Annotated in this window: 26 protein-coding genes and 1 pseudogene; 14 read left to right on the plus strand and 13 right to left on the minus strand. The window is 73.0% G+C overall.

Annotated features, from left to right (window positions below; all coding sequences use genetic code 11):
• Positions 1-330 precede the first annotated feature (330 nt).
• A complete protein-coding gene (locus tag ACRWNP_RS30480) occupies positions 331-1,848 on the minus strand; it encodes a regulator (protein ID WP_431967040.1) in 1,518 nt (505 codons plus the stop codon).
• Positions 1,849-2,195: 347 nt separating this feature from the next.
• Between ACRWNP_RS30480 and lipB the strand changes: the two genes are divergently transcribed.
• From lipB to ACRWNP_RS30500, 4 genes are all read left to right on the plus strand, one after another.
• Positions 2,196-3,002 (plus strand): lipoyl(octanoyl) transferase LipB, encoded by an 807-nt coding sequence (lipB, locus tag ACRWNP_RS30485; protein WP_431967042.1) that lies wholly within the window; start codon positions 2,196-2,198, stop codon positions 3,000-3,002.
• A 39-nt stretch (positions 3,003-3,041) separates the two neighbouring features.
• Positions 3,042-4,016, plus strand: coding sequence for a lipoyl synthase (gene lipA / locus ACRWNP_RS30490; RefSeq protein ID WP_431967044.1), 975 nt, complete (start codon positions 3,042-3,044; stop codon positions 4,014-4,016).
• Between the two features lie 238 nt (positions 4,017-4,254).
• Complete coding sequence (locus tag ACRWNP_RS30495; protein WP_431967095.1) at positions 4,255-4,488, plus strand: hypothetical protein; 234 nt, start codon at positions 4,255-4,257, stop codon at positions 4,486-4,488.
• 79 nt (positions 4,489-4,567) lie between these two features.
• Positions 4,568-5,248, plus strand: a complete 681-nt coding sequence (locus ACRWNP_RS30500; RefSeq protein WP_431967046.1) for a DUF4191 domain-containing protein — start codon at positions 4,568-4,570, stop codon at positions 5,246-5,248.
• Between the two features lie 85 nt (positions 5,249-5,333).
• On the opposite strand, the gene ACRWNP_RS30505 is transcribed toward ACRWNP_RS30500, so the two are convergent.
• On the minus strand, positions 5,334-5,801 hold the full coding sequence (locus ACRWNP_RS30505) for an RDD family protein (RefSeq protein WP_431967048.1): 468 nt from the start codon (positions 5,799-5,801) through the stop codon (positions 5,334-5,336).
• A gap of 199 nt (positions 5,802-6,000) precedes the next feature.
• Here ACRWNP_RS30505 and glnA point away from each other — a divergent pair, with 199 nt between their 5' ends.
• Together glnA and ACRWNP_RS30515 are read left to right on the plus strand one after the other, a co-directional pair.
• Positions 6,001-7,413 (plus strand): type I glutamate--ammonia ligase, encoded by a 1,413-nt coding sequence (glnA, locus tag ACRWNP_RS30510; RefSeq protein WP_431967050.1) that lies wholly within the window; start codon positions 6,001-6,003, stop codon positions 7,411-7,413.
• A 253-nt stretch (positions 7,414-7,666) separates the two neighbouring features.
• Complete coding sequence (locus tag ACRWNP_RS30515; protein ID WP_431967052.1) at positions 7,667-8,125, plus strand: SRPBCC family protein; 459 nt, start codon at positions 7,667-7,669, stop codon at positions 8,123-8,125.
• Between the two features lie 19 nt (positions 8,126-8,144).
• On the opposite strand, the gene ACRWNP_RS30520 is transcribed toward ACRWNP_RS30515, so the two are convergent.
• The 5 genes and pseudogenes from ACRWNP_RS30520 to ACRWNP_RS30540 form a co-directional block, all read right to left on the minus strand.
• The gene (locus tag ACRWNP_RS30520; RefSeq protein ID WP_431967097.1) at positions 8,145-8,936 is read right to left on the minus strand and encodes an SAM-dependent methyltransferase; all 792 of its coding nucleotides are present in this window, start codon (positions 8,934-8,936) and stop codon (positions 8,145-8,147) included.
• A 302-nt stretch (positions 8,937-9,238) separates the two neighbouring features.
• A complete protein-coding gene (locus ACRWNP_RS30525) occupies positions 9,239-9,913 on the minus strand; it encodes a (2Fe-2S)-binding protein (RefSeq protein ID WP_431967099.1) in 675 nt (224 codons plus the stop codon).
• A 23-nt stretch (positions 9,914-9,936) separates the two neighbouring features.
• Positions 9,937-10,599 (minus strand): GntR family transcriptional regulator, encoded by a 663-nt coding sequence (locus tag ACRWNP_RS30530; RefSeq protein ID WP_431967054.1) that lies wholly within the window; start codon positions 10,597-10,599, stop codon positions 9,937-9,939.
• A gap of 85 nt (positions 10,600-10,684) precedes the next feature.
• Positions 10,685-11,161 (minus strand): annotated as a pseudogene (locus ACRWNP_RS30535) (FAD-dependent oxidoreductase); the annotation flags it as partial.
• 26 nt (positions 11,162-11,187) lie between these two features.
• On the minus strand, positions 11,188-12,282 hold the full coding sequence (locus ACRWNP_RS30540; protein WP_431967056.1) for a magnesium and cobalt transport protein CorA: 1,095 nt from the start codon (positions 12,280-12,282) through the stop codon (positions 11,188-11,190).
• A 360-nt stretch (positions 12,283-12,642) separates the two neighbouring features.
• Here ACRWNP_RS30540 and ACRWNP_RS30545 point away from each other — a divergent pair, with 360 nt between their 5' ends.
• The 4 genes from ACRWNP_RS30545 (at position 12,643) to ACRWNP_RS30560 (ending at position 17,112) form a co-directional block, all read left to right on the plus strand.
• Complete coding sequence (locus tag ACRWNP_RS30545; protein WP_431967058.1) at positions 12,643-13,185, plus strand: PadR family transcriptional regulator; 543 nt, start codon at positions 12,643-12,645, stop codon at positions 13,183-13,185.
• Positions 13,182-13,994: an ABC transporter ATP-binding protein gene (locus ACRWNP_RS30550; RefSeq protein WP_431967060.1), complete on the plus strand. Its 813-nt coding sequence runs from the start codon at positions 13,182-13,184 to the stop codon at positions 13,992-13,994. The genes ACRWNP_RS30545 and ACRWNP_RS30550 overlap by 4 nt, the downstream gene beginning before the upstream one ends.
• Positions 13,995-13,996: 2 nt before the next feature.
• Positions 13,997-15,775 carry an FtsX-like permease family protein gene (locus ACRWNP_RS30555; RefSeq protein WP_431967062.1) on the plus strand — a complete coding sequence of 593 codons (1,779 nt, stop codon included), beginning with the start codon at positions 13,997-13,999 and terminating at the stop codon, positions 15,773-15,775.
• 500 nt (positions 15,776-16,275) lie between these two features.
• Positions 16,276-17,112, plus strand: coding sequence for an undecaprenyl-diphosphate phosphatase (locus ACRWNP_RS30560; protein WP_431967064.1), 837 nt, complete (start codon positions 16,276-16,278; stop codon positions 17,110-17,112).
• Here ACRWNP_RS30560 and ACRWNP_RS30565 read toward each other — a convergent pair.
• Both ACRWNP_RS30565 and ACRWNP_RS30570 read right to left on the minus strand, forming a co-directional pair.
• Positions 17,102-17,686: a TIGR03086 family metal-binding protein gene (locus ACRWNP_RS30565; protein ID WP_431967065.1), complete on the minus strand. Its 585-nt coding sequence runs from the start codon at positions 17,684-17,686 to the stop codon at positions 17,102-17,104. The genes ACRWNP_RS30560 and ACRWNP_RS30565 overlap by 11 nt on opposite strands.
• Positions 17,687-17,758: 72 nt before the next feature.
• The gene (locus ACRWNP_RS30570) at positions 17,759-18,781 is read right to left on the minus strand and encodes an NADPH:quinone reductase (RefSeq protein WP_431967067.1); all 1,023 of its coding nucleotides are present in this window, start codon (positions 18,779-18,781) and stop codon (positions 17,759-17,761) included.
• A 71-nt stretch (positions 18,782-18,852) separates the two neighbouring features.
• Here ACRWNP_RS30570 and ACRWNP_RS30575 point away from each other — a divergent pair, with 71 nt between their 5' ends.
• Together ACRWNP_RS30575 and ACRWNP_RS30580 are read left to right on the plus strand one after the other, a co-directional pair.
• Positions 18,853-19,029: a hypothetical protein gene (locus ACRWNP_RS30575; protein WP_431967069.1), complete on the plus strand. Its 177-nt coding sequence runs from the start codon at positions 18,853-18,855 to the stop codon at positions 19,027-19,029.
• Positions 19,030-19,470, plus strand: coding sequence for a hypothetical protein (locus tag ACRWNP_RS30580; RefSeq protein ID WP_431967071.1), 441 nt, complete (start codon positions 19,030-19,032; stop codon positions 19,468-19,470).
• Between the two features lie 6 nt (positions 19,471-19,476).
• Here the strand turns inward: ACRWNP_RS30580 and ACRWNP_RS30585 are convergent, their stop codons facing one another.
• The 3 genes from ACRWNP_RS30585 to ACRWNP_RS30595 are packed head-to-tail and all read right to left on the minus strand — an operon-like array spanning position 19,477 to position 21,183.
• The gene (locus tag ACRWNP_RS30585) at positions 19,477-19,878 is read right to left on the minus strand and encodes a hypothetical protein (RefSeq protein ID WP_431967073.1); all 402 of its coding nucleotides are present in this window, start codon (positions 19,876-19,878) and stop codon (positions 19,477-19,479) included.
• Between the two features lie 58 nt (positions 19,879-19,936).
• Positions 19,937-20,806, minus strand: coding sequence for a Gfo/Idh/MocA family protein (locus tag ACRWNP_RS30590; RefSeq protein ID WP_431967075.1), 870 nt, complete (start codon positions 20,804-20,806; stop codon positions 19,937-19,939).
• Positions 20,807-20,808: 2 nt separating this feature from the next.
• Positions 20,809-21,183, minus strand: coding sequence for a 5-carboxymethyl-2-hydroxymuconate Delta-isomerase (locus ACRWNP_RS30595; protein WP_431967077.1), 375 nt, complete (start codon positions 21,181-21,183; stop codon positions 20,809-20,811).
• A gap of 299 nt (positions 21,184-21,482) precedes the next feature.
• Between ACRWNP_RS30595 and glnII the strand changes: the two genes are divergently transcribed.
• On the plus strand, positions 21,483-22,502 hold the full coding sequence (gene glnII, locus ACRWNP_RS30600) for a glutamine synthetase (RefSeq protein ID WP_431967079.1): 1,020 nt from the start codon (positions 21,483-21,485) through the stop codon (positions 22,500-22,502).
• A 59-nt stretch (positions 22,503-22,561) separates the two neighbouring features.
• Here the strand turns inward: glnII and ACRWNP_RS30605 are convergent, their stop codons facing one another.
• A complete protein-coding gene (locus ACRWNP_RS30605; RefSeq protein WP_431967081.1) occupies positions 22,562-23,086 on the minus strand; it encodes a DUF1203 domain-containing protein in 525 nt (174 codons plus the stop codon).
• 497 nt (positions 23,087-23,583) lie between these two features.
• Here ACRWNP_RS30605 and ACRWNP_RS30610 point away from each other — a divergent pair, with 497 nt between their 5' ends.
• Entirely contained in the window at positions 23,584-25,551 is a 1,968-nt protein-coding gene (locus tag ACRWNP_RS30610) for a hypothetical protein (protein WP_431967083.1), read from the plus strand.
• Positions 25,552-25,683: the final 132 nt, after the last annotated feature.

Raw genomic sequence — 25,683 nt, forward strand, 5'->3', positions numbered from 1 at the left:
CGGGGGTTCAGGCGCCGGAGCGGTGCAGGGGGCGCTGCTCTCCGGGCGACGCGCGGCCCAGCACCTCCTTCGTGACGTGGGCCTCGGCCAGGGCCCTGGCACGCAGCCACTCGCCGCGTAGGGCCCCTTCGTCGGGTCCCCCGGGTACTTCGGCTCTCCCCGCGTCTCGCGCCTTCGGCGCAAAGCGGCGGGCTGCGGAGGGGAGGATGGGGGCGTCGGGCCGTCGCCGCCGTGCGGGCCGGCGGTCGGCGGGGGTTCAGGCGCCGGAGCGGTGCCGGTTGCTCGCACGACCACCTCGACGGCACCGCTCTGTCCGGCGCCCGCCGGGCGTCACCCCACGGGCACGCCCAGGGCCGTCGCGCGGTCGTGGAAGGCGCGGACGGGGGCGGCGTCGCGATGGGTTTCGAGGCGGCGGCCGAAGTCGCGGACGTACTCGACGGCGCGGAGCGACCGCATCTCGACGGCGGCCTGCATGGCCTCCGCGCCGAGGGCGCATGCGGCGTCGACCTCGCCGAGGCCGAGCCGCGCGGCGGCCAGCACCGTGCGGCAGAAGACGCGGCTGCGCGCGTACGCCTGGCCGCGCAGTTGCAGCGAGCGTTCGGCGTGCTGCGAGGCCGCCCGGTACTGGCCGAGGTCGCGATGGCAGTGGCCGAACTCGTCCGCCAGCTGGGCCTCGTCGAAGAAGCGCGCCCAGGACGGCACGTCGTCGCCGTTCCTGACCGCCTCCAGGGCGCGTTCGGCCCGCACCAGTGCCGCCGTGCAGGCGCGGACCTCACCGAGCAGCCCGTGGCCACGTGCCTCCGCCGCGTGGAAGAGCGCCTGCACGACCGGCGGGGCGCCGCTGCCGACGCCCTGCTGGGCGACCCGGGCCAGCTGGACGGCCTCGCGGCCGTGCCCGAGGTAGACCGCCTGGCGGCTCATCGTGACGAGGACGTACCCCCCGTAGACGCGGTCCCCGGCGGCCTGCGCGAGCCGCAGGGCCTGCACGAAGTACCGCTGGGCGAGCCCGTGCGCGCCGATGTCGTACGAGGTCCAGCCGGCGAGCCGGGTGAGGTCGGCGACCGCGGCGAACAGGCGGCGTCCCATGGCCTCCCCGTAGGTGCCGCGCAGCATGGGTTCGGCCTCGTGCTCCAGGTAACGGACGAGGGCCTGCCGCGCGTGGCCGCCGCCGTAGGCGTTGTCGAGGGTGCGGAAGAGCTCGCCGACGGAGCGCAGGGCGGCGATGTCCCCCACGCCGACCCGCTGCCCGTTGCCGCCGAACACCGCGGGCGCGGCGACCGCGACCGGTGTGAGCGCCCCCCGTGAGCCGCCACCGGCGCGCTGCGCGGGCAGCCGCGCGGTCCCCGGACCGCCGCCGTGGCCCGGACCGGCCGGGCCCGTGCCGGGCTCGGGGCCGCGCCCCACCCGGTCGTCCGCCCGGCCGATCAGCCAGTCGCGGCTGGGGACGACCAGCCCCGCGGGGGTGAACGCGATCTTGCGGAGGTCGGCCTGGTTCCCGGTGTCCTTCCGCCACAGCCCGGAGACGATCTCCACGGCCTCCTCCGGGGAGGCGGCGTACTCCAGCCCCGCGTAGACCGGGGCGACGGCGTCGAGCCCGAGGTCGTGGGCGGACAGCCGGCGCCCGAGCCGCCGGGTGAAGACCTCGGCGATGAGGGCGGGCGTCGTGCCCCGGGGCTGCTGGCCGCGCAGCCACCGGGTGACGGAGGTCTTGTCGTACCGCAGGTCCAGACCGTGCTCGATGCCGAGTTGGTCCACCCGGCGGGCGAGCCCGGCGTTGGAGAACCCGGCTTCGGCGATCAGGGCGGCCAGTTGACGGTTCGGGGGGCGCTGCGAGGAACGGTCGGACATCAGTGGTGCGGTCCCCTGCCTTCCGGACGTGCGGGCGTGCTGGGTTGCGGGCGTTCGGGTGCGCGGCGTCCCGGGCGTCCGGCGCGGTGTTCACCGTCCGTGGGCCGCGGGTCCATCCGCAGAACGGCGCGAATGTAACGTTCTGTATCGACTCACTCACCACTCGAGCGCCCCGCATTCGCCGTATCGGGTGAATCCGCACCCACATATCGGCAGAACGCTTCCCTTGCCCATCGCCTGGTGCTAGGCCCCAGCCCCGTGCAGGACACCACCCCACCGGACGTACAGTTGCTGAGGCGCCCTTGACGCGTGGAGGGGCGCCGCAAAGGACCACAAAGGGAGCGGCCGTGAGTGACCTGCGCTTCGTCCACCTGGGCTTCGGCGAGGACGCGGTGGAGTACCGGGAGGCGTGGGAGGAGCAGCGCCGGGTGCACGCCGCGCGCTTCGCCGACGAGATCCCCGACACGTGCCTGCTGCTGGAACACCCGCCCGTCTACACCGCGGGCCGCCGCACCGAGGACAGCGAGCGTCCGCTGGACGGCACCCCCGTGGTGGACGTCGACCGCGGCGGCAAGATCACCTGGCACGGCCCGGGCCAGCTGGTCGGCTACCCCATCCTGAAGCTGCCGCGACCGGTGGACGTGGTCGCGCACGTGCGCCGCCTGGAGGAGGCGCTGATCAACGCGTGCGCCGAGTTCGGACTGGAGACCACGCGGGTGGAGGGCCGCAGCGGCGTGTGGGTGCTGGGCGACCCGATCGAGGACCGGCCGCCGGTGATCCCGGGGCTGACGCTGGACTTCGACCCGCGGCTGCAGGACGACGAGTTCGACCCGCGCCTGTCGGGCCCCGAGTACGCCCCGTCCAACGCCGGCCAGCGCCGTGAGGACCGCAAGCTCGCCGCGATCGGCATCCGGGTCGCGAAGGGCGTGACGATGCACGGCTTCGCGCTGAACGTGAACCCCGACAACACCTGGTTCGACCGGATCGTGCCGTGCGGCATCCGGGACGCGGGGGTGGCCTCGCTCAGCAACGAACTCGGCCGTGACATCACCGTCGCGGAAGTCGTGCCGGTGGTCGAGAAGCACCTGCGGGCGGTCTTGGAGTCGGCCGTGCCGCTCCCCCGGGTCGTCCAGGAATCCACAGGCGTACGCTGATGTTCACCAAGGAAACGAAGCCTCGAGAGGGAGTCGGACGTGTCCGCTGTAGCGCCTGAAGGCCGCAAGATGCTGCGTCTGGAGGTCCGCAACAGCCAGACCCCCATCGAGCGGAAGCCCGAGTGGATCAAAACGCGGGCCAAGATGGGCCCCGAGTACACCGAGCTGCACAGCCTCGTGAAGCGCGAGGGCCTGCACACGGTGTGCCAGGAGGCGGGCTGCCCCAACATCTTCGAGTGCTGGGAGGACCGCGAGGCCACCTTCCTCATCGGCGGCGACCAGTGCACCCGGCGCTGCGACTTCTGCCAGATCGACACCGGCAAGCCGCAGGCCCTCGACCGCGACGAGCCGCGTCGCGTCGGTGAGTCCGTCGTCACGATGGACCTCAACTACGCGACCATCACCGGCGTCGCCCGCGACGACCTGGAGGACGGCGGCGCCTGGCTGTACGCCGAGACCGTGCGGCAGATCCACGCCATGACCGCCGGCCGGGCCGCCGGCCGCACCAAGGTCGAGCTGCTGATCCCGGACTTCAACGCGGTGCCGGAGCAGCTCGCCGAGGTCTTCGGCGCCCGTCCCGAGGTGCTGGCCCACAACGTGGAGACCGTGCCGCGGATCTTCAAGCGCATCCGCCCCGGCTTCCGCTACGAGCGCTCGCTGGAGGTCATCACCAAGGCGCGCGAGGCCGGCCTGGTGACCAAGTCGAACCTCATCCTCGGCATGGGTGAGGAGCGCGAGGAGATCAGCCAGGCGCTGCAGGACCTGCACGACGCGGGCTGCGAGCTGATCACCATCACCCAGTACCTGCGCCCGAGCCTGCGGCACCACCCGGTGGAGCGCTGGGTGAAGCCCCAGGAGTTCGTGGAGCTGAAGGAGGAGGCCGAGGAGATCGGCTTCGCCGGTGTCATGTCGGGCCCGCTCGTGCGGTCCTCGTACCGGGCCGGCCGGCTCTTCCAGCAGGCCGTCGAGCGCCGCGGCGAGCGCGGCGAGGTCGTCGCCGCACAGGCGGTCTGATCACGCTGCGATGACCTTCGGGTCACCCCCGTAACGTGCGGTTCGTCACGCCAGGGGCCCTCGCGGGGGCTCCTGGCGCGTTCCTGACGTGCGGCGCGTCCGCGGAGAACGGCGCGAGGGCACCGCCGGGGTTTCACGACGGTTTGACCGACCGGTCACGGACTGGTAACACAATGTGGTGACTCTGGATGAGCGGAACATCCACCCGCGTCTGAGCCGTCCTGAGGGGGACACCACCATGCAGGCCGAGGCCGCACACCTCCACCGCCAGGGCACCACCCTCCCCGGTGCCGCCGCCGGCGCACTGCGCGCCGTGGAGTACTTCCTGTTCCGTGGCGCCGAGGAGACGGCCCGCCGCAACGCCTGGTCCGCCGTCCTGGAGGACCGCAAGCGCGCCAAGGACCGCCGCGACGCCCAGCACGTGATGGACGCCCTGGTCTCCTCGCGCGCCCCGCGCGGCGACGTTCTCTAGAGCCCCCGCGGGCCTCCGCGCGAAGGTCGGCCCCCCTCCGGTGGGGCCCGGGCCGCGCGGGCCACGTATCCTGTGCGGCATGGCGAGGGATACATCCGAGAGCAACCCTGGGCGCCTCAAGCAGATCGCCCAGACCTACAAGATGACCAGGCGAGTCGACTCCAAGGTCGGTCTCGTCCTCGCGGCTGTGGGAATCGTCACCTTCGGTGTCATCCTCGCCATCGGCTTCTTGATCGGTCACGAGATCTACGCGGGCATCCTGGGCTTCCTGCTGGCCCTGCTGGCGATGGCGATCGTCTTCGGGCGGCGTGCCGAGAAGGCCGCGTTCGGCCAGCTCGACGGACAGCCCGGCGCCGCGGCGGCGGTGCTGGACAACGTCGGCCGCGGCTGGTCGGTGACGCCCGCGGTGGCGATGACCCGCAGCCAGGACGTCGTGCACCGCGCGGTCGGCAAGGCCGGCATCGTCCTGGTCGGCGAGGGCAACCCGAACCGGGTGAAGGGCCTGCTGGCCTCCGAGAAGAAGAAGATGGCGCGCATCGTCGTCGACGTCCCGGTCACCGACCTCATCGTGGGCAACGGCGAGGGCCAGGTGCCGCTGAAGAAGATCCGCACCACGTTGCTGAAGCTGCCGCGGGTCCTGCCCGGCCCCAAGGTCACCGAGGTCAACGACCGGCTGCGGGCGCTGGGCGATCTGATGAGCAACATGCCGGTGCCGAAGGGCCCGCTCCCCAAGGGCATGCGCATGCCGAAGGGCCGCTGATCGCATACGAAACGGAACGCGAGGTGCCCCGGACGAATCGAATCGTCCGGGGCACCTCGCGTTTCGCGTCGTACGAGCGCCGCGCTCACATCCGGACCTGGACCGCCTTCACGGCCCGGTCGTGCATGCCGCGGGTGTCCCGGTCCCAGACCACCGCCGGGACGACCAGCAGGAGCAGCAGCGTCCGCAGCGCGGCCGCGCCCATGCCGAGCCGCCCGCCGTCCTGCCGGACCACGCGCAGCCCCAGCAGGCGCTTGCCCGGCGTGGTGCCGATGGTGCCCAGCAGCAGCACGCTCATGAGGCCGAAGACCACCGTGGTCCACGGATTGGCCGCGGCCGCGTCACGGTGCGCGATCAGCCCGTATGCGATCAGCGCGCACAGGCCCCAGTCGATGAAGAGGGCCGCGACGCGCCGCCCGACCGGGGCGATCGAGCCGGGGCCGTGCTCCGGCAGCCCCAGGCGCTGCCCGCGGTAGCCGAAGTCGACGCCCATCCGCTCCGCGGCGGCCTTCGGGCCCTCGATCCACGATCCGATGACATCCCTGTTGTCCACGGCTCCACGGTAACCCCCCGCTCCGGGGCGCCCGCGTCCGACCCGGCACCCGTGCGACGACTCGGTTAACCTGCAAGAAACAAATGGGTCACGAGGGGGAAATGCCCGATCTCTAAGGTCGGCACCAACGTGCGCCACCGCACTGGTCGCACCCATGAGCTGCAATCCGGCCTCCCGGGCCGGGCCAAGGAGGAGTTGGATGTCGTTCCAAAACGCCGACGAGGTGAAGAAGTTCATCTCGGACAACGACGTCAAGTTCGTGGACGTCCGGTTCTGCGACCTGCCCGGTGTGATGCAGCACTTCACGGTCCCGGTCGAGTCCTTCGACCCCGACGAGCAGCTCATGTTCGACGGGTCCTCGATCCGCGGCTTCCAGGCCATCCACGAGTCCGACATGGCGCTGGTGCCGGACCTCTCCACGGCCAAGCTGGACCCGTTCCGCAAGGACGCCACGCTCAACGTCAACTTCTTCATCCACGACCCGATCACCGGCGAGCAGTACAGCCGTGACCCGCGGAACGTGGCGAAGAAGGCCGAGGCCTACCTCGCCTCCTCCGGCATCGCCGACACCGCGTACTTCGGCCCCGAGGCCGAGTTCTACGTCTTCGACAGCGCCCGCTTCGAGACCAGCGCGAACCAGTCCTTCTACCACATCGACTCCGAGGCCGGCGCCTGGAACAGCGGTGCGGAGCAGGACAACCGCGGTTACAAGGTCAAGTACAAGGGCGGCTACTTCCCGGTCCCGCCGGTCGACCACTTCGCCGACCTGCGCGCGGAGATCACCCTGGAGCTGATCAAGTCCGGCCTGCAGGTCGAGCGCCAGCACCACGAGGTGGGCACCGCCGGCCAGGCCGAGATCAACTACAAGTTCAACACGCTGCTCGCCGCGGCCGACGACCTGATGCTCTTCAAGTACATCGTGAAGAACGTCGCCTGGCGCGCCGGCAAGACCGCGACCTTCATGCCCAAGCCGATCTTCGGTGACAACGGCTCCGGCATGCACGTCCACCAGTCCCTTTGGTCCGCCGGCGACCCGCTGTTCTACGACGAGCAGGGCTACGCGGGCCTGTCCGACACCGCCCGCTACTACATCGGCGGCATCCTCAAGCACGCCCCGGCGCTGCTGGCGTTCACCAACCCCACGGTGAACTCCTACCACCGCCTGGTGCCCGGTTTCGAGGCCCCGGTCAACCTGGTCTACTCGCAGCGCAACCGCTCCGCGGCCATCCGCATCCCGATCACGGGCGCGAACCCCAAGGCCAAGCGCATCGAGTTCCGCGCCCCGGACTCCTCCGGCAACCCGTACCTGGCCTTCTCGGCGCTGCTGCTCGCCGGCCTCGACGGCATCAAGAACAAGATCGAGCCGGCCGAGCCCGTCGACAAGGACCTCTACGAGCTCGCCCCCGAGGAGCACGCGGGCGTCCCGCAGGTCCCGACCTCGCTGTCGGCGGTCCTGGAGTCCCTCGAGGCGGACCACGAGTTCCTCCTCCAGGGCGGTGTCTTCACCTCCGACCTGATCGAGACCTGGATCGACTACAAGCGGACCAACGAGATCGCCCCGATCGCGCTGCGCCCGCACCCGCACGAGTTCGAGCTCTACTTCGACGTCTAAGAACGCCGCAGGTCACGGCACCTGCATCCCCTCTGGGGCCGTTCTGGGGCCGTCGCCCGTGTCCTTCCGTATCCGGAAGACGCGGTCGGCGGCCCCGTGCTTCCGGTACGCCGTTCACCGGCCCGGACAACTGGGTCAGCGTCACCCCGGGGGCGTGACGGCCGGCTGCCTCGAGAAGCACGAGCGGGGCGAGTACGGCGCGGGCGGTGGGAGGATCACCGTGCCACGCGCCGTCACGAGGGAGGGGTCCGAGATGCCGTCCGCCGAACTGGAGCACACCTTCCGGATAGCCGCGCCGCCGGAGGAGGTCTTCGCGCACCTGTCCGAGCCCGCGCACTACATCGGCCTGTCGCCGCTCGTCGTCGACGTCCGCGACGTGCGCCGCAGTGGCGGGACCGTGCGCTACACGGCGGTGGAGCGGTTCCGGTTCCTGGGGCTCCTGCGGCACGACAACGTCATCGACGTCACGCTCGTCGCCGTCCCGGACCGTCTTCCGCTCTCCGCCGAGATCTCCGGCGAGGTCCGCAGCCCCGCCCGGGTCCACATGGGCTACCGCTTCGCCATCGACCGCGACGGGGCCGGCAGCCTCGTCACCGACACCCTGCGCCTTCGCACGCCGCCCGGCCTGCTGCGCTTCGCCGCCTCCCAGGCCGGGGCGGTCCAGCGGGCCAGGGCCCGTGTCCTCAAGGACCGGCTGGACCGGCCCGCCTGACGGGCGGGGCGTCCGTCCGCTAGCCGCGGCGGGCGACGCCGCCGTAGAAGCCGATCTCGGCGGAGCGCGGCGGGACCGGGGCGTCGGGACGCCAGAAGGGGACCTGGACGAGGCCCGGCTCCTCCAGCTCGAAGCCGTCGAAGAACCGCTCGATCTCGGAGCGGGAGCGCAGGTTCAAGGTGGCGGTGGCGTTGTTGTAGACGGCCTGGGCGTCGCTGCGGTCGGCGAAGTCGCCGGTGGCGTGCGACAGCACCACGTAGCTGCCGGCCGGGAGCGCGTCTCGCAGGGTGGCGACCACCTCCGCGGGCTTCTCCGCCTCGGTGAGGAAGTGCAGGACGGCGACGAGGAGCAGGGCGACCGGCTGACCGAAGTCGATGACCCGGCGGACGTCGGGGTGGTCCAGCACGGCCCGGGGGTCGCGCAGGTCGGCGAGGACGACGCTGGTGGCACCCGAGCGGCTGAGCAGGGCGTTGGCGTGGGTGTTCACGATCGGGTCGTTGTCGACGTACGCGATGCGGACGTCCGGCGCCACTTCCTGGGCGATCTCGTGCACGTTGGGGGAGGTGGGCAGGCCGGTGCCGATGTCGAGGATCTGGCGGACGCCGCTGCCGACCACGTGCCGGACTGCGCGGCGCATGAAGGCCCGGTTGGCGCGGACGCCGATCCTCACCTCGGGCGCCGCGGTGGCGAGTGCGTCGGCGGCCTTGCGGTCCACCTCGTAGTTGTCCTTGCCGCCCAGCAGGTAGTCGTAGATCCGCGCGGGGTGCGGCCTGCCGGTGTCGATCTCCTCGGCGCGGAAGCCGTTCTCCATCACGCTGCGCTCCTCTCGGCGGCCGCCCGGGGGCCCTGACCCGGTGCCGACGACAGCCTTTCACATCATCAACTTCTGCACCTCCATGGATAGTTCCTGGTCACCGGAAGTCCGGCGCGGCGTCCCCGACGGTGAAGCGGGCCGATACGTCCGCCGGTCGACGAGGCTCAGAGCCCGTGACGCAGTCGGGGCGCACATTCCCGACATCGGGGTGGCGCCCCGGCCGACGCCGCCGTGGTGGTCGTAGGCCGGCTCGACGATCAGGCGCTCGCGGGTGATCGCCCTTCCGGCCGGGTCCGCCCTCAGCGCAGCGCGCAGTCCCCGCACAGCCCGCCGCCGGGCACGCGGTAGTACAGGCAGCAGCTGCGGCGGGCGTAGGCGGGCGCGCCGGGCCCGGTGAGCCGGAGGTCGCCGGCGTCGCGCAGCAGCGGATCCGCCATCAGTTCCTCCGCCAGCGCGGCGGCGCGGGCCGCGGCGTCGGACCGGCCGCCCTCCCCCAGGCACCAGGAGCGCAGCACCCGCAGGGTGCCGGCGAGGGCCGAGGCGGCGTTGCCCCACAGCAGTCCGGGCGCGACGCCCGACACCGCGTGCACGGACTCGCACAGGGGCACCAGGTGGCCCAGGAGTACGTCCTCGCGCAGCCGGCCGGCGGGCACGTCCGGGTCGTCCCGCCGCAGCCACAGCTCGTCCGGGGCGGACCGGCCGGGATGCCACCACAGGCGCCCGCCGGACAGGTCGGGCATACGGCCGGTCAGCGCCGCCGGGCCGAGCGCGACGGACCACAGCCGCGCGGCCAGCCCCTGCTGGGCCAGCGAGGCAGCGACGCGCCGCTCGGACGTGCCGAGCCGCCGTCCGACCTCCGCCACCCGGCCGGTGAGCGCGGGCGACGGCCGCCCGGCGTACACCTCGGCCAGCGGCACGAAGCCCTCGGCCCGAGGCTCCCCCGGCCCGGTGCGTACGGCGAAGAACGGTCCCATCCCGCTTCCGCCGGTCAGCGCGCTCACAGGCCCCTGACGTGGCCGAGGTGGCGGGTCATCACGGCCTGTACGCGGGCGCCGTCGCGGGCCAGCAGGGCGTCCAGCAGCTCCAGGTGCTCCTGCGCGGAGGCCCGTAGCAGGCCGCGCTCGGCGAGCGCCGTGAGGCCGTACAGCCGGGAGCGCTTGCGCAGGTCGCCGACGACCTCGACCAGGTGCTCGTTGCCGGCGAGCGCGAGCAGCCCGAGGTGGAATCGGCGGTCGGCCTCCACGTATGCGATGAGCTCGCCGGCCGCGGCGGCGGTGACGATCTGCTCGGCGGCCGGGCGCAGCGCCTCCAGCGCCGTGGCGTCGGCGGTGGAGGCGAGGCCGGTGACGGTCGGGATCTCGATGAGGGAGCGGAGGTGGGTGTACTCGTCCAGCTGCCGCCCGGAGACCGCGGTCACCCGGAAACCCTTGTTGGGCACCGGGTCGAGCAGCCCCTCCTTGGCCAGGTCCAGCAGCGCCTCGCGGACGGGCGTGGCCGAGATGCCGAAGCGGCCCGCCAGCGCGGGTACCGAGTGCACCTCGCCGGGGCGGAGCTCCCCGGCGACCAGCGCCGCGCGCAGGGCGTCCGCGACGAGCTCGCGGTAACTGCCGGTGCGCCGGCGGCCGAGGGCGGGCAGGGCGGGCCCGTCGTGCGCTGCCATGCAGTGGCTCCTCCTCGGCGACGTGGCATGTATGCGACCAGTATCGGTGTCCGGGCGGCTGGAGGACGAATCGCGGGAAGGGATCGGACGGGTCCAGCAGGTACTGGGCGGTGCCGGTGATCCAGGCGCGGCCCGTGACGGACGGCAGCACGGCGGGCAGGCCGGCCACCTCGGTGGTGCCGGTGAGCCGGCCGGTGCACTGCGTGCCGATGAAGAACTCGTTCACGAAGTCCTGGTGCGGGGCAGTTCGCCGCGGGCGTGCAGCTGCGCCATGCCCCCTGGACGCCTTCGGCCTGCCCTTCGACCGTCGTTCCCGCAGGTTGTGACGTTCCGTCAGTTCGCGCCACGACCGGGCCGAGCGCAGGACGAGTCCGAGCCCCGGACCCGGCACCTTGCCGGAGGCCGGCAGATTGCCCTCGCCGGCCCCGGTGGTGCCGCCGGCCACCGGCCCGCGGTCCACGAGGACGGCGCTGAGCCCGGCCGCCGCGGCGTGGAGGGCGCAGGCCGCGCCCACCATCCCGGCGCCGACGACCACGACATGGCAGCTCGTCGGCTTGCTCACGCCGGCAATACGTCACACAGCACTGCTCACAACCAGCCGTTGCGCCGGAATCCCCGGTGGATGACGAAGCAGGCGACGGCCATCACGCCGATGGCGAGCGGATAGCCGTAGGTCCAGCGCAACTCCGGCATGTGGTCGAAGTTCATGCCGTACAGGCCGCAGATCATGGTGGGGACGGCGAGGATGGCGACCCAGGCGCTGATCTTGCGCATGTCCTCGTTCTGGGCCATGGTCACCTGCGCGATGTTGGCCTGGAGGATCGAGTTGAGCAGTTCGTCGAAGGAGTTGACCTGCTCGGTGGCGCGAGCGAGGTGGTCGGCGGCGTCGCGGAAGTAGGTCCGCAGGTCTGCCTCGATGCCGGGCAGGGGCTCCTCGGCCAGCCGCTGGAGGGGCCGGCCGAGCGGGGCCACAGCCCGTTTGAGCTCCAGCAGTTCGCGCTTGAGCTGGTAGATCCGGCCGGCGTCGGTGCCGCGGCCGCGGTGGTCGGAGAAGACGTCCGTCTCGACCTGCTCGATGTCCGCGTGGACCGCGGAGGTGACGGCGAGGTACTGGTCGACGACGTGGTCGGTTATCGCGTGAAGCACGGCGGCCGGGCCCTTGGCGAGCTGGTCGGGGACGGTCTCCAACCCCTCCCGGAGGGGACCGAGGGAGCCGTTGCCGCCGTGGCGGACCGTGATGACGAAGTCGGGGCCGGTGAAGACCATCATGTCGCCGGTCTCCACGACCTCGCTGGTGGCGGTGAGCCGGTCGTGCTCCACGTAGCGGGCGGTCTTGAGGACGGTGAACAGGGTTTCGCCGTACAGCTCCAGCTTGGGCCGCTGGTGGGCGTGGACGGCGTCCTCGACGGCGAGCGGGTGCAGCCCGAACAGCGCCGCGACGCCGGCGAACTCCGCTTCCGAGGGCTCGTGGAGCCCGATCCACACGAATCCCCGGCCGGACTTGCGGACCCGGGCGATCGCCTCGTACGCGGCGCAGTCGTCCTGCCGCAGCCCGTCCATGTAGACAACGCAGTTCACCACCGAGCTGCCCAGCGGCGAACGCGCCGGGTGGCTGAGGTCCACGCGCCGTTGGCGTATGTGGGTGAGGCGAACGGCTTTGCGGAGATTGCTGATCATCGACATGAAAGGCTCCTACGCAGGCGTGCGGCCGCCAGTATTGCCCACCACCGGGCCTGTTCGAGCCTTCCGTCACACCGCGCTCGCACCGTACGGCTGCCTCGCGCAGCTCGGCGACCAGGTTGACGAGGTCCTGGAGGCTGCGGCCGTGGCGGTCGGGCGAGGGGACCACGAGCGTGTCGCCCGCGTCGAGGAACGCGTGGCTTTGAAGGCCCCGAGGGCACCGGGCACCCCTCCGGGAGGGATCTTCAGAAAACGAAGGTCTCTTGAAAGCGAGAGCGCGGTCAGATCGCGACCTGTGGACGTGATTTGACGGCCCTTTTAGTTAACCGCTATCTATTGGGAGGCGTTGAGGAGGGGGATTCAGTGCAGGACGTGGTGCTGGCGCTGCTGGTCAAGGAGCCGTCGCACGGTTACGACCTGCGCAGGCGTCTGGTGGCGGCACTCGGGCCGCTCGGGGAGACGCTGAATGCCGGACAGGTCTATGTGACGCTCACTCGGCTTGAAAAGGCAGGCCTGGTCGTCCAGGTTCGAGAGGAAGCGGCGGTGCGCGGCCCGAAGCGCAAGGTGTTCGCGCTGACCGCGGCCGGGCACGAGCGGGTGGCCGCGTGGATGGCCGAGAGCACCGGGCCCCGGGCGGACGTGACGGAGGTCCATCTGAAGCTGGTGGCCGCCCGCGAGTCCGGCACGGCCGATCCGCTCGCGCTCGTGGACGCGCGTCGGCGGGAGCTGATGAGCAGCCTCGCCGAAGCCCAGCATGCCGCCCTCGCTCACGACACAGGTTCGGAGGCCGGGCTGCTTCTGGAGGGCGTCACGCTCCGGCTGCAGGCCGATCTGCGCTGGTTGGAGGTGTGCGAGCGGGCCTGGTCCCGTCGCGCGCCGCGTGAGAAGGGCAGAGGAAACGGATGACGAGAGACGGTCAGCGGGGCCGGGGCCGGTCGCGGCGCGGCGGGGCGGACGGCAGCGCGGGAGCGAGCCGGCCGGCCGGGCCGGTGCTGCGCGCGGTTGGTCTGGTGCGCGTGTACGGCGAGGACGAGAGCGCGGTATGGGCCGTCGACGGGGTCGACCTCGATGTCCCCGCCGGGCAGACGCTCGCCGTGACCGGGCCCAGCGGCTGTGGCAAATCCACGCTGCTCCAGCTGCTGGGAGGGCTCGACCAGCCCACCGAGGGCCAGGTGTGGCTTGGCGGACAGCGCATCGACGACCTCGGCGAGCGTGCGCTCGCCCGGCTACGGCGCCGCTCCCTCGGTTTCGTCTTCCAGGCCTACCACCTGGTCGACGAGCTGACCGCGGCAGAGAACGTCGAACTGCCCGCGCTGCTCTCCGGCGCCTCGCCCCGCACCGCCCGCCACCGCGCCGCCGAACTCCTCGACCACGTCGGACTCGCCGACCGGTCCCGAAATCTGCCCTCACAGCTGTCCGGCGGGCAGCGGCAGCGGGTCGCCATCGCCCGCGCCCTGGTCAACAAGCCGCTGATCGTCCTCGCCGACGAGCCCACCGGAAACCTCGACAGTTCAGCGACCCAGGACATCCTCCGGCTCTTCGACGACCTGCGTGCCGCGGGCCAGACCCTGGTCGTGGTCACCCACGACGAGCGCGTCGCCGCCACCGCCGACCGCGTCGTCTCCCTGCGCGACGGCGCGCTGGCTGACGACACAGCCCTGGGGAGCGACACCGGCACCGCACGGCTCGCTGCTCTCTTGAACTGGGAGAACTGACCGTGGGACAGCTGTTCCTGATAGGGCGCCTGGTGCTGCGCGACATACGCCGTCGCCCCGGCGAGGCATTCGTCTACCTGCTCGCCGTCACCATCGCGAGTACGAGCCTGACCCTCGGCCTTGCGACCAGCAACGCCGTCGACACCGGGTACCAGAAGACGCGCGAGGCCACCGCGGGGCCCGACATCGTCGCCGTCACGACGTCCGCCGATCCGTCCGGCGTGGCCGCACGCCTCGCGGACACTCCCGGCGTGGCCGAACAGGCCGAGCCCGTCTTCGCGTTCGACACGTACATCAAGGCCCAGGGCAAGAGTGCGCACACCGCGGTCGAAGGGCGCGACCCCTCTCAAGATGCCGCGGTGGACCAGCCGCTGGTGACGTCCGGCACCTGGGTGCGGCCCGGCGGCGCAGTGCTCGAACGCGGCTTCGCGAAAGCACTCGGCGTAAGCGTCGGTGACCACGTCACCGTCAGTGGACGCGACTACCCGGTCCTCGGAACCGCGATCAGCGCGGCCACCTCGGTGTATCCGTGGAGCGACGACGCGCAGGGGCCCGGGACGTCCGACTTCGGGGGCAGGATGTGGCTCGCTTCCGCAGACACCCGTAGGGCGTCGGGCGAAGACGCCGGAGTCCACCTGATCTATCTGAAGCTGAACGATCCCACCGCGGCGGGGCACTGGATGGACACCGCGTCCGCCGGCAGGAGCGAGGCCGACGACTGGGTCAACACCCATGGCTGGCAGGACATCCTCCAGACCGACAAGGCCATGATCAGGAACATCCAGCCCGCCCTGGTCGTCGGCGGCTGGCTGCTCGCTGTCGCCGCGATCGTCACCCTCGCCGCACTCGCGACAGCACGCGCCGCCCGGGACAACCGGCGTGCCGCACTGCTCAAGGCCGTCGGCGCCGGACCTGCCACCGTCACCGCCGCCCTGCTCGCGCAGCACCTCCTGCTCACCCTCCTGGCAACCGCGATCGGCCTGACCTCCGGGACCCTTGCCGCGCCTTTCCTGGTCGACCCCAGCGCCGGGCTGCTCAACACAGTCGGCCCTCCGGACTTCAGTACCGTCTTCGCTGCAGTCCTCCTCGCTGTCGTCATCGCGGTGACGGGCGCGCTTCGTCCTGCCCTGCGCGCGGCCCGAACCAGTACCGTCAACGCCCTGACCGACCCAGCACATCTGCCCACGCGACGCCCATGCCTCAATGCCGTGACGGCCTATCTGCCCACGTCACTGCTGCTCGGCATCCGGTTGCTCGCACGTCGACCCGGCCCCGCCATCCTGGCCGGTGCCGGCACGGCCGCCACCATGCTCATGGTCACCGCCCTGCTCGCCTGGCACACCGAACTGGCCGCGCGGCCCGACTTCACCCACTTCGGTCCCATCGATGTACGGGCCGACCAGACCGGTCGGGTACTGCTGGCCGTGACGCTCGCGCTCGTGGCGATGTCCACGCTCAACACCGTGCTTCTCGGCCTGAGCACTGCCGTAAAGGCCCGGCGAGCCCTGTCCGTGGCCCGCACCCTGGGCGCCACACCCGGCCAGGTCGTCTCCGCGCTCTGCGTCGCCGGGCTCCTGCCCGCCGTACCGGGGGTGGCGGTGGGCATCCCGGCCGGCCTCGGCCTGTACTGGATCTTCGGTACCCAGGTCACGCCCCCGCGAGCCTGGCTGCTCGCCGCCGTGCTCGCCGTCCTGCTCGCCGCCGCGGCGCTGACCGCGCTGCCCGCGTGGGCGCACACCCGCGCCCCGGCCGGGCGCGTCCTCGACGCCGAGCCGGCCTGATGGCCCCTTCACCGGGGCCGCCGATCAGTACTCGTCCTCGTCGTGGCAGATCGCGCGGGCGAGCCGGTGGCGGGACTCCTGCGGCTGAGCCAACGCCGGCGCGAGGGCGGGATCGGCCCGCCGGGTCGCCCTCGCCCTGGCCACCGCACCGCTCCAGCTCCGGGTGCGTGGGCACCGCCGTGAACGTTCCGTACGCCTCGGCCTTTACCCGTACCCGGCCTTGAGGTGTCAGCGACGTGCGGCACGTGGCGCCCAGCGGGTATCGCCGAAGCCCAGCAACGCCACGGGATCGTGTGCCGGCCCAGCAAGCCCACCGGCACTTTCTGTACCTCAACTACTCGCACCCGTGATCGTGAGGTCTCCGCCCGCGGGGACGTGCGGCCGGGGCGTGCCGCCGGGGCGGACCTGGTTCGCGGGGGGCACGGGACTTCTCTTACACTCCGTAGGGCTCCGGCCGGTGCAGGCCCGGGCATGCCACGTACTCCGCAGAGATGGGTCCCATGAGCGCCATCAGTATCGGTCAGGCAGCTGTGCTCGGCGTCGTGGAGGGGGTCACCGAGTTCCTCCCGATCTCGTCCACCGGCCACCTGAAGATCACCGAGGGCCTGATGGGCATCCCGGTGGACGACAAGGCGGTCGTCGCCTTCTCCGCGGTCATCCAGTCCGGCGCCATCGCGGCCGTGCTGGTCTACTTCTTCAAGGACATCGTCCGGATCTGCAAGGCGTGGTTCACCGGCATCGTCAACCGCGAGGAGCGGTACCACCACGACTACAAGTTCGGCTGGTGGGTGATCTTCGCGACGATCCCGATCGTGATCGTCGGACTGGCGGCCAAGCCGCTCATCGAGGGCCCACTGGCCTCACTGTGGGTGGTCGCCGGCTCACTGATCGTCGGCAGCGGCGTGATGTGGGCGGCCGACCAGATGGGCCGCCACAAGCGCGGCGAGGACGACACCACCTTCAAGGACGCGATGCTCGTCGGCTCCTCGCAGATCCTCGCCCTGCTCTTCCCCGGCTTCTCCCGCTCCGGCGCGACGATGTCCACCGCGCTCATCCTCGACCTGGACCGGGTCGCCGCGACGCGGCTCTCCTTCTTCCTGGGCATCCCCGCGCTGACCGGCGCGGGTCTGTACGAGCTGAAGGACGCGCTCGGCGCCGGGGTGGACACGGCGCCGCTCGTCGTCGGGACGGTCGTCTCCTTCGTCGTCGCGTACGCGTCGATCGCCTGGCTGCTGAAGTTCGTGGCCAAGCACTCGTTCAACGCGTTCATCGTCTACCGGATCGTGATCGGCGTCCTGCTCTTCGGCCTGCTCGGCACGGACGTCATCACCGCGTAGGCGTACGGCCGGACAGGGCCAGGGCCCGCTCGAAGGCGCCGGCCGCGGCCGGGTCCGGGAGCGTGACGGGCGCGGCGAACCCCTCGTAGCGGCGGTAGACCTCGGCGTACCGGTCGACGACCTCCAGGACGAACGTGGCGAGGCCCTCGCCACAGCGGTACTCCTGGCCGGTGGCGCGGGCCACGTCCCAGCCGTGGACGGCGAGTTCCTTGATGATCATCGAGGCGACCTCGGCGGCCGGCATCTTCGCGTACCCCAGGTCGATCTCGCCCTCCCACACCTCCGGCACCGCCCACGCCGCGACGGCGTGGTCCAGCCGCTTCGCGTACGCCCCGGCCCAGTCCGGGGCGGCGGTGAAGTCGCGGGTGGTCAGCTCCTCGGGCAGTGGCTCGCGCAGCGCCCGGTGCTCCAGGCCGTGCGAGGTGTAGAGGATCCAGTGGTTGAGCAGCGTGCGGGTGTCCCACTCCCCGCACGGGGTCGGCGCGGACAGCCGGGCGGGGTCGCCGCCCACGCCGCGGGCGACCCGGGCGGCCTCGGCGGCGGCTTCGATCATGAACGCGTGCAGTTCGGTCATGCGTCCATCCTGCGGAGACGGGCGGCGGCCGGTCTTGAACAAACGCGACAGCCGCACCCCGGTCCCGCGTGGCTACGCGCCGGCCCGGACGTCCACGAGCACCTTGCCCACCGCCCCCTCCTCCACGGCCGCGTGGGCGTCGCCGGTCCGCTCCAGCGGGAAGCGGTGCAGCGGCAGCCCCGCGTCCTCGCCGACCCGCAGGGCCCCGTCGGCGAGCGCGGCCGTCAGGGCAGCGACGGCCTCCGCCTTGGCCGCGTCCGGCATGGTGTAGACGAGCACGCCCTGCCAGCGCAGGTTGCGCGCGAAGCTCTCCCGTACCGGCAGGGTGAACTCGGCGCCGCCGTTGTCCGCGTAGTAGGCGACGACGCCCCCGGGCGCCAGCACCGCCAGGTCGAGCGCGGTGTTCTGCGCGACGGACACCTCCACGACGATGTCGACGCCCCCGGGGGCGGCCTCGCGGATCTCCGCGGCGGCGTCGCTCCTGCGGTAGTCGACGACGTGGTGCGCGCCCGCGGCTCGGGCGAGGTCCGCCTTGTAGGGGCCGCTGACCGTGGTCACCACCGAGGCCCCGGCCCAGCGGGCGAGCTGGATCGCCGCGTGGCCGACCGCGCCCGCGCCTCCCGCGACCAGGACCGTCCGGCCGTCGAGGGCGCCCGGCGCGAGCCGCGTGGGGCCGTGCTCCGCCACGGTCAGCGCGCGGTGCGCGGTCATCGCGGGGATGCCGAGGGCGGCGCCCAGGTCGAAGGACGCGGAATCGGGCAACGGCACCGCGTGCGCCTCGGGGAGCGTCACGTACTCCTGGGCGGTGCCGTCCGCCCGCTGCCAGGCGGCCTCCCACAACCACACCCGCTCACCGGTCCGCCCGGGGTCGACGCCCTCCCCGACCGCGTCGACCACCCCGGCGCCGTCCTGGTCCGGCACCTGCTCCGCGACCATGGCGGGCGGACCGCCGCGCCGCGACTTCCAGTCCGTCGGGTTGACCCCCGACACCTCGACCCGTACCCGCACCTCGCCAGGACCCGGCTGCGGCACCGGCCGCTCGGTCAGGCGCAGCACCTCGGGGCCGCCGCCTTCCATGTACACGATGGCCTTCATTATCCGTACAAGGCCCCCACCGACGCGCATTCTTCCCGCCGCGCGGTGTCCGGTACGGGTAGGGTCGGCCGGTGTCCTCCGCGCCCGCTGATCCGCCGTCCCTGGAGGCCGCGTTCCCCGCGGCGCTCGGGCCGGACGTGCGCGCCGTCACCGCCCTGCTGCCGCCGGCGTCCTTGGGTCCCCGCTGGGAGGTCCGCGGCGGCGTGCGAATCCCCGTGCGCCTCCACCACGGCGAACCGGACCCCTGAGTGACGGCCGCGCTCACCCCCCGGCAGCGCCTCGTCCTGCACTGTCTGTCCGCGGTGCATCACGACGGGTACGTGCGGCAGCGGCACGCGGCGCACGTCGCCGGGGTGGCCGAGCCCTGGGCGGTGCCGTTCATGGTGCGGCTCGCCGGCGAGTACGTGTGGGAAATCGTCGCGGACATCCGTACGCGGCTCACGGAGGCCCTCGTCCCGGGGAGCGAGGCGCGCAGGGTCCACGGCGCTTTCGCCGCGGAGCACCCGGAGTTCCTCGCCGTCACCGAGCGCCGCGCCGTGAGCTACTGGAACGAGTACCACCGGTGGTGGTTCCCCGAGTTCGCCGGCCATCCCGCGGCCGCGGTGCTGGAGTTGCTGCGGGCCGCGGCCGTGGAGACGACGGGCCGCGCGTGGCCGCGGCAGACGAAGGCACGGAGGGGTGCGCGCTGAGCGGCGTCAGGCGCGCGCGGCCCGTTCGCACAGGACGGCCGCGCCGGGCGGTTCCGGCGCCGGCTCGGGGAGACCCACCGCGGCCGCGCCCGGCGACCGATGCGGGGCGCGGGGGACGAAGGCTCCGCTGGTGCCGCCGCGACCTCGGTGGACCAGGACGCCGGAGACCGGATCGGGGACGGCGTCGAGCGCCGCGCGAGTGCCGGGCAGGGCGCGCCACCCGAGCCAGTGCTCCTCTTCCCGGAAGCACAACTCGAAGACGACGCCCCACCTGTACGTGTGCCATTCCCACGCCAGTGCACGGTTGGTGACCGCCGACTCCACGAGCGTCGACGCGTACGCGTCACGCCATGCCGCGGCGGGTGTGCTGGCGTTGAGGACCTCGATGGACCACCAGTCCGCTGCCATACCCAAAACGATAGGCACTTCGCAAGTCGCCCGCCAGGGTCCTGTCCCTGACGGCGCGTCACGCGGGGTCGGCCGAGGCCAGCAACTCCGTCACTCGCGCCGCGAAGCGGGCGTCGCAGGGGTGGGGGACGCCGGTGCGCACGGCCGTGAGCAGGGCGTCGATGGCGTTGCCGAAGGCGGGCACGGGCCCGTCGGCGCGGCCGGGGAGCGAGGCGACCCCCGTGGTGCCGCGCAGTTCGACGGTCATGCCGGCCGCCGCCGGCGGGGCGGTGAGGCTGAGCGCCGACGTGCTGGAGGCGCCGCTGTCGTGCCGCAGCACCAGGTGCACGGTGTCGCCGGGCCCCTGGACGGCGGTGAGCGAGGTGACGTCCCCGAGGACCGGGAGGAGCACGGACAGCGCGTGCGGTCCGACGTCCCACAGCGCGCCCTTCTCGCGCCGCCAGGGGGAGTCGGCGAAGGGGCTGTCGCCGGAGGTGAACACCGAGCCGAGCCACTCCGCGCGGGCGGTGAACCAGCCGTCCAGGGAGGCCTGCTCGTCGATCCAGGCGGAACTCGTGGCGTCGAAGCGCAGGGTGAAGAAGACCACCGACGCGACCCCGGCCGCCTCGGCGGCGTCGGCGACGCGGCGGGCGTCGGCCACGGTCGTCGCGACCGGCTTGTCGAGCAGCAGGTGCCGGCCGGCCTCGGCGGCGCGCGCGGCCAGCGGGGCCTGCACGTCCGGGGGCAGGGCTATCGCGAGGGCGTCCACCTCGCCGATGAGCTCGTCCACGTCGGCGTAGGCGCGGGTGCCGAGGGTCGCGGCGAGCGCGGCCGCGGCCTCCGGGCGGCGGCCCCAGATCCCGGTGAACTCGACGTCGGGGTGGGCGGCGAGGGCGGGGCCGTGGGCGATCTCCGCCCAGGGGCCGGTGCCGAGCAGTCCGATGCGCATGGTCACCGCTCCCCGGCCGGCTCGGTGTGGCTGCGGTACCAGGTGCGGTCGAGGTCGACGACGTCGACGGCGGTCTGCACGCTCAGTCCCGGCGTCGGCGCGAGGTGCGCGCCCAGCAGTTCCAGGACGGCCTCGCTCAGCCGGGTCTTGGCCTCGGGCGTGCGCCCGGACAGGACGGCGAACTGGACGAGGACCAGCGCGTGCTCGGGCGCGCCGTCGGCCAGGACGTACTCGTCGGACCGGCGGAAGCGGGTCTTGCACGCCTCCACCCTGGTGTCGATGATCTTGGCGACGAGCGGGTGCAACGCGGTCGCGAAGCCGCGCCGGTCGAACGCGTCCGCGAGGTTGCCGGTGTAGTCCACGGTGATGTGAGGCATGGCACACACCCTACGTCCCTGGTCACGGCGGTCCGCGGGGGCCCGTCACCGGGGGGCCGGGCGGCGGGCGCGGATCGCCGACAACCTCGAACACACGGGGGTTTCGGCACTCGCCCCGAGAGCGGCCGGAGCCGCTGCGCGGGGCCTCCCGGACGCGGGGCCGGGGTGTCCGGCGGGTGAGACGGCGGCGCGTTCACATCGGGTTAACACACGGGCAATGGATGCGAAATCGCAAGTTGTGACGCTGCAGCGGCAACACCACCCGCCCCGCAAGGCCCACGCCAACAAGGATGACGCCCGTGAGCTACAAGGCCGAGTACATCTGGATCGACGGTACCGAGCCGACCGCGAAGCTGCGCTCGAAGACCAAGATCCTCGCCGACGGCGCGGAGCCCGGCGTGTGGGGCTTCGACGGCTCCAGCACCAACCAGGCCGAGGGCCACAGCTCGGACCGCGTGCTCAAGCCGGTCGCCACGTACCCGGACCCGATCCGCGGCGGCGACAACCTGCTGGTGCTGTGCGAGGTGTTCAACATCGACGACACCCCGCACGCCTCCAACACCCGCGCCCTGCTGCGCCCGGTCGCCGAGCGCTTCGCGGGCCAGGAGTCGCTGTTCGGCATCGAGCAGGAGTACACCTTCTTCCAGGGCTCCCGCCCGCTGGGCTTCCCCGAGGCCGGCTACCCGGCCCCGCAGGGCGGCTACTACTGCGGCGTCGGCGCCGACGAGATCTTCGGCCGCGAGATCGTCGAGAAGCACCTCGACAACTGCCTCGCCGCGGGCCTGGGCATCTCCGGCATCAACGCCGAGGTCATGCCCGGCCAGTGGGAGTTCCAGGTCGGCCCGCTCAGCCCGCTGGAGGTCGCCGACCAGCTGTGGGTCGCGCGCTGGCTGCTCTACCGCACCGCCGAGGAGTTCGGCGTCTCCGCCACCCTCGACCCCAAGCCGGCCAAGGGCGACTGGAACGGCGCGGGCGCGCACACCAACTTCTCCACCAAGGCCATGCGCGAGGGCTACGACGCGATCATCGAGGCCTGCGAGGCCCTCGGCCGCGACGACAAGCCGATGGAGCACATCAAGAACTACGGCTCCGGCGTCGAGGCCCGCCTGACCGGCGCCCACGAGACCGCCCCCTGGAGCGAGTACAGCTACGGCGTCTCCAACCGCGGCGCCTCGGTGCGCATCCCGTGGCAGGTCGAGGTCGACAAGAAGGGCTACATCGAGGACCGCCGGCCCAACGCCAACGTCGACCCCTACGTCGTCACCCGCCTCATCGTCGACACCTGCTGCTCGGCGCTGGAGAAGGCCGAGCTCGTCTGACGTTCCGCACCGTCCCCGAGGGCGCCCGTCCACACGCCGGGCGCCCTCGGCGTGTTCGGTCACGGTGTGCGGACGGCCTCGAAGAGGAAGCAGCCGTACTCCACGGCCCGTACGTGCACCAGGGCGACCCGCGGATCGGCGAACCGGGCCGCCAGCACGGCGTCGGCGGCGCCCGCGGCGACCTCGCGTGCGGTCAGCCGGACGAGGCGGCCGCCCAGGATGCGGCCCCGGGCGTCGTAGCAGCGGAAGACCCGCAGGTCGCCGTGGAGGGCGGCGGGATAACCGGGGGTGCCCGGCGGGCCGGGGCAGTCCGCGGCGGCGGCGTGCACGAAGACCGGCCCGGTCTCGGCGTACGGGCCGGGGTCCGCCCCGGTCGCCGCGGCCCATCGCCGCAGCGGCGCGTAGGCCGCGAGCGAGATCCGCTCCCCCGGTGCGGAGTGTCGCAGGCAGCAGCGGAGCGGGGCGCCCCCCTCCGGGTCCGGCTCGGGGCGGGGGACGAGACCTGCGTCGTCGGTGCCGCGCAACTCCTCCGCCACGGCCGGGTCGATGGCCCGGACCACGTACGCGATGCGGTGGGTTTCCATGCCGCCAGCCTCGCCGGTACCGGTCACGGGCTCCGGCGGGATTCGGACGTCGCGCTCACCGCCTGCCAGGCGGCGCGGTCGTCGGGCAGCCCCAGCCGGGCGAAGAGGGCGCCCCGGTTGCCGCCGCGCGGGTCCCAGAATGTGTCGTGGGCGGCCAGGGCGGCGGCGTAGGCCCGCTGGACCGGGGTGGCGGCCCGGGCCGCGGGGCCGTCGGGGCGGGCCAGGGCGTGCCCTGGTGCACGATCGCCCCGTTGAGGTGGTCCAGGGCGGCCCGGACGTCCGCCTCCGGTCCGGTGCGCAGGGCGGCCAGATGCCGCGGGGTGTCCGTGGCGGCTCCGTAGGCGTGGAACAGGTTTGACCAGTCCGTCTCATGCATGCGGCCATCGTGGTCCCGGGCACCGACAACGGCCTCCCCAAGGGCACTTGGCCGCTCCCGCGCCGCGTGCGGGACACGGGCGGCGGGGTGACCATCCCAGGATTCACTCGTTCTACGGAGGGTGAACGCCCAGCACGCGACCGCCACCCGTCCCCGGCACGGCGCACCCGTGATCGTGGACGTCGAGGAGGCGGAGGCCGCACTCGTCGAGAACTACCCGCACCTGGTCCGGCTGGCGTACCTGACGCTGCCGCCGTCGCTCGGCCGGCACCGGAGGGTGCTGACCGCCCACACCCTGACGCAGGGCGCGCTGCCGCGCTCACCGTGCGAACCTGACCCCGCCGTGGTGGACGTGCCCGGACCGCGGGGGACCGTGGACCCGGCGTACGCCCTGGTGCGGCAGGAAGTGCTGGACACGGCACTGGCGTTCGGGCGCGAGCGGGGATGGCGCGGCCGGCTGCGCAGGGCGCTGGTGGTCGGCCCGGCGCCGTACGTCTGGGGCCTGCGGCTGCACACCAAGGCGACGGGGACGGACGAGGCTGAGCTGGACCGGGCGCTGTCCGGGCTGAACGCCGCCGGGCGCGCGGCCTACGCGCTGCTGGAGCTGGAGCGGCCCCGGCACGCGGACGGCCGCGAGGTGCGCAGGCTGCTGGTGGCCTCCGGGGTGGCCGACCCGCGGGGCGCGCTGAAGGCCGCCAGGGCCGTACCGGAGGGGCTGCTGCTGGGCGGCAGCGGATTCGACCCGTGCACGGTGCAGGCCCGGCCGACGGATCTGCTGCGCAGGCGGCAGCACGTGCGGGTGGGCCTCGTCACGGCGGGCGCGATCGCCGTCACCGCGACCCTGGTCGCGGTGCTGACGGGAGGGCAGGACCCGTACGCGGCCGGCGGGTCGCCGGGCGCCTACGGGACCGCTGGGCTGCTGGACCCGGCGAAGCTGACACGGGTGAAGGACACCGCGTGGACCCGCGCCTCCCGGGTGGACTTCACGGCCTGGCCGACCCGCGGCGGGCGGGCCGGCGACCAGGCGCTGCTGGGCCGGGCGATGGCGGTGTGGGCGCACCCCTCCGCCCGGGTCGCCGTGTCGGCCACCAAGGGCACCGACGAGGGACTGCCCGCGCAGCAGCCGCAGTTGCTGTACGCGGGGGACGTGGACGGCGCCGCCGTGGTGCTGATGTACGACGGCCTGCGCCTGGTGCGCTACGCCGAGCCGCTCGACGGCGGGGGCTCGGCGGCCCTGGACTTCGCCCGGGTGGACGGCGCGGGCGTGACCACGGCGGCCGTGGTCCTCGGCCGGACGGACGGCAACACCCGTTTCCTGACCGCCCCCTGGATCGCCGGGGCGGCCTCCCGGGACCTGCGCGACCCCGGGCGCGCCGCGGCGAAGCTGGACCGCACGGCGGACGGGGTGACCGAACCGGTGCGGATGCCCGGTGCGGACAGCCGTCCCGGGGTGTGCGGGGACACCTGGCCGGCGCTGCAGTTCCGGGCCGCCGGGGGGCTCGGGGTGGACCGGCCGTTCCTCCTCACCGACCTCGGCGACCTCGTGCCGGCGCACCTGACGTACCAGCCGCCGGAGGGTGGCGCGCCGCTCGAGGCGACCGGCCCCACGGCGCTGGCCTACGTGGCCCGTACGGCCTGCAACCTCTCCTCCATGAGCGGCCTGGGCACCCGGTCGGTCAACGTCTGGCGGTACGCGACGCAGCGGCTGCCGGAGGACAACGGGCAGGCGTCGTGGGTCTGTGCCCGCGCCGACACCTGGCGTGGCACGGACGGCCGGGCGCTGGCGCTGTTCCTGCCCCCGGTGTCCGAGCCGGGCACCCCGGGCGCGCCGGTGGGCCAGAGCGGCCGGGACGGCGGGGCGTGCGGCCGGGCCGTGCCGCAGGTGCTGGCCGGGGCGCTGTGGAAGTCCACGGCCGGTCATTGGTACCTGCTGGCGGCGGGCAGCCGTGACGTTGCGCGGATCAAGGCCACGGGCGGCGTGACCGGCGCCTCGAAGGGCTCGACGATGGCGGTCCGGGCCGCACAGGGCGCCCGGGCCGAGCTGTCGGCGGTGCTCGACTCGGGCGCGGCGCTCACGACGCTGCGCTGAGCCCCCCGCCTCCCCCGTCCCGGTGGCCTGCTCCGCGGGAGGTGCGGCCGCCCGTGCCCTCGGTAGCCCTTTCCTGCGCGAAGGGTTCGGTTACGGGCGGGGCTGGGGCGGCCTGTCGTGCTCGGGGGTCGG

Origin of the sequence: Actinacidiphila sp. bgisy160 (genome assembly GCF_965342435.1) — a bacterium.
Classification (GTDB): Bacteria; Actinomycetota; Actinomycetes; order Streptomycetales; family Streptomycetaceae; genus Actinacidiphila.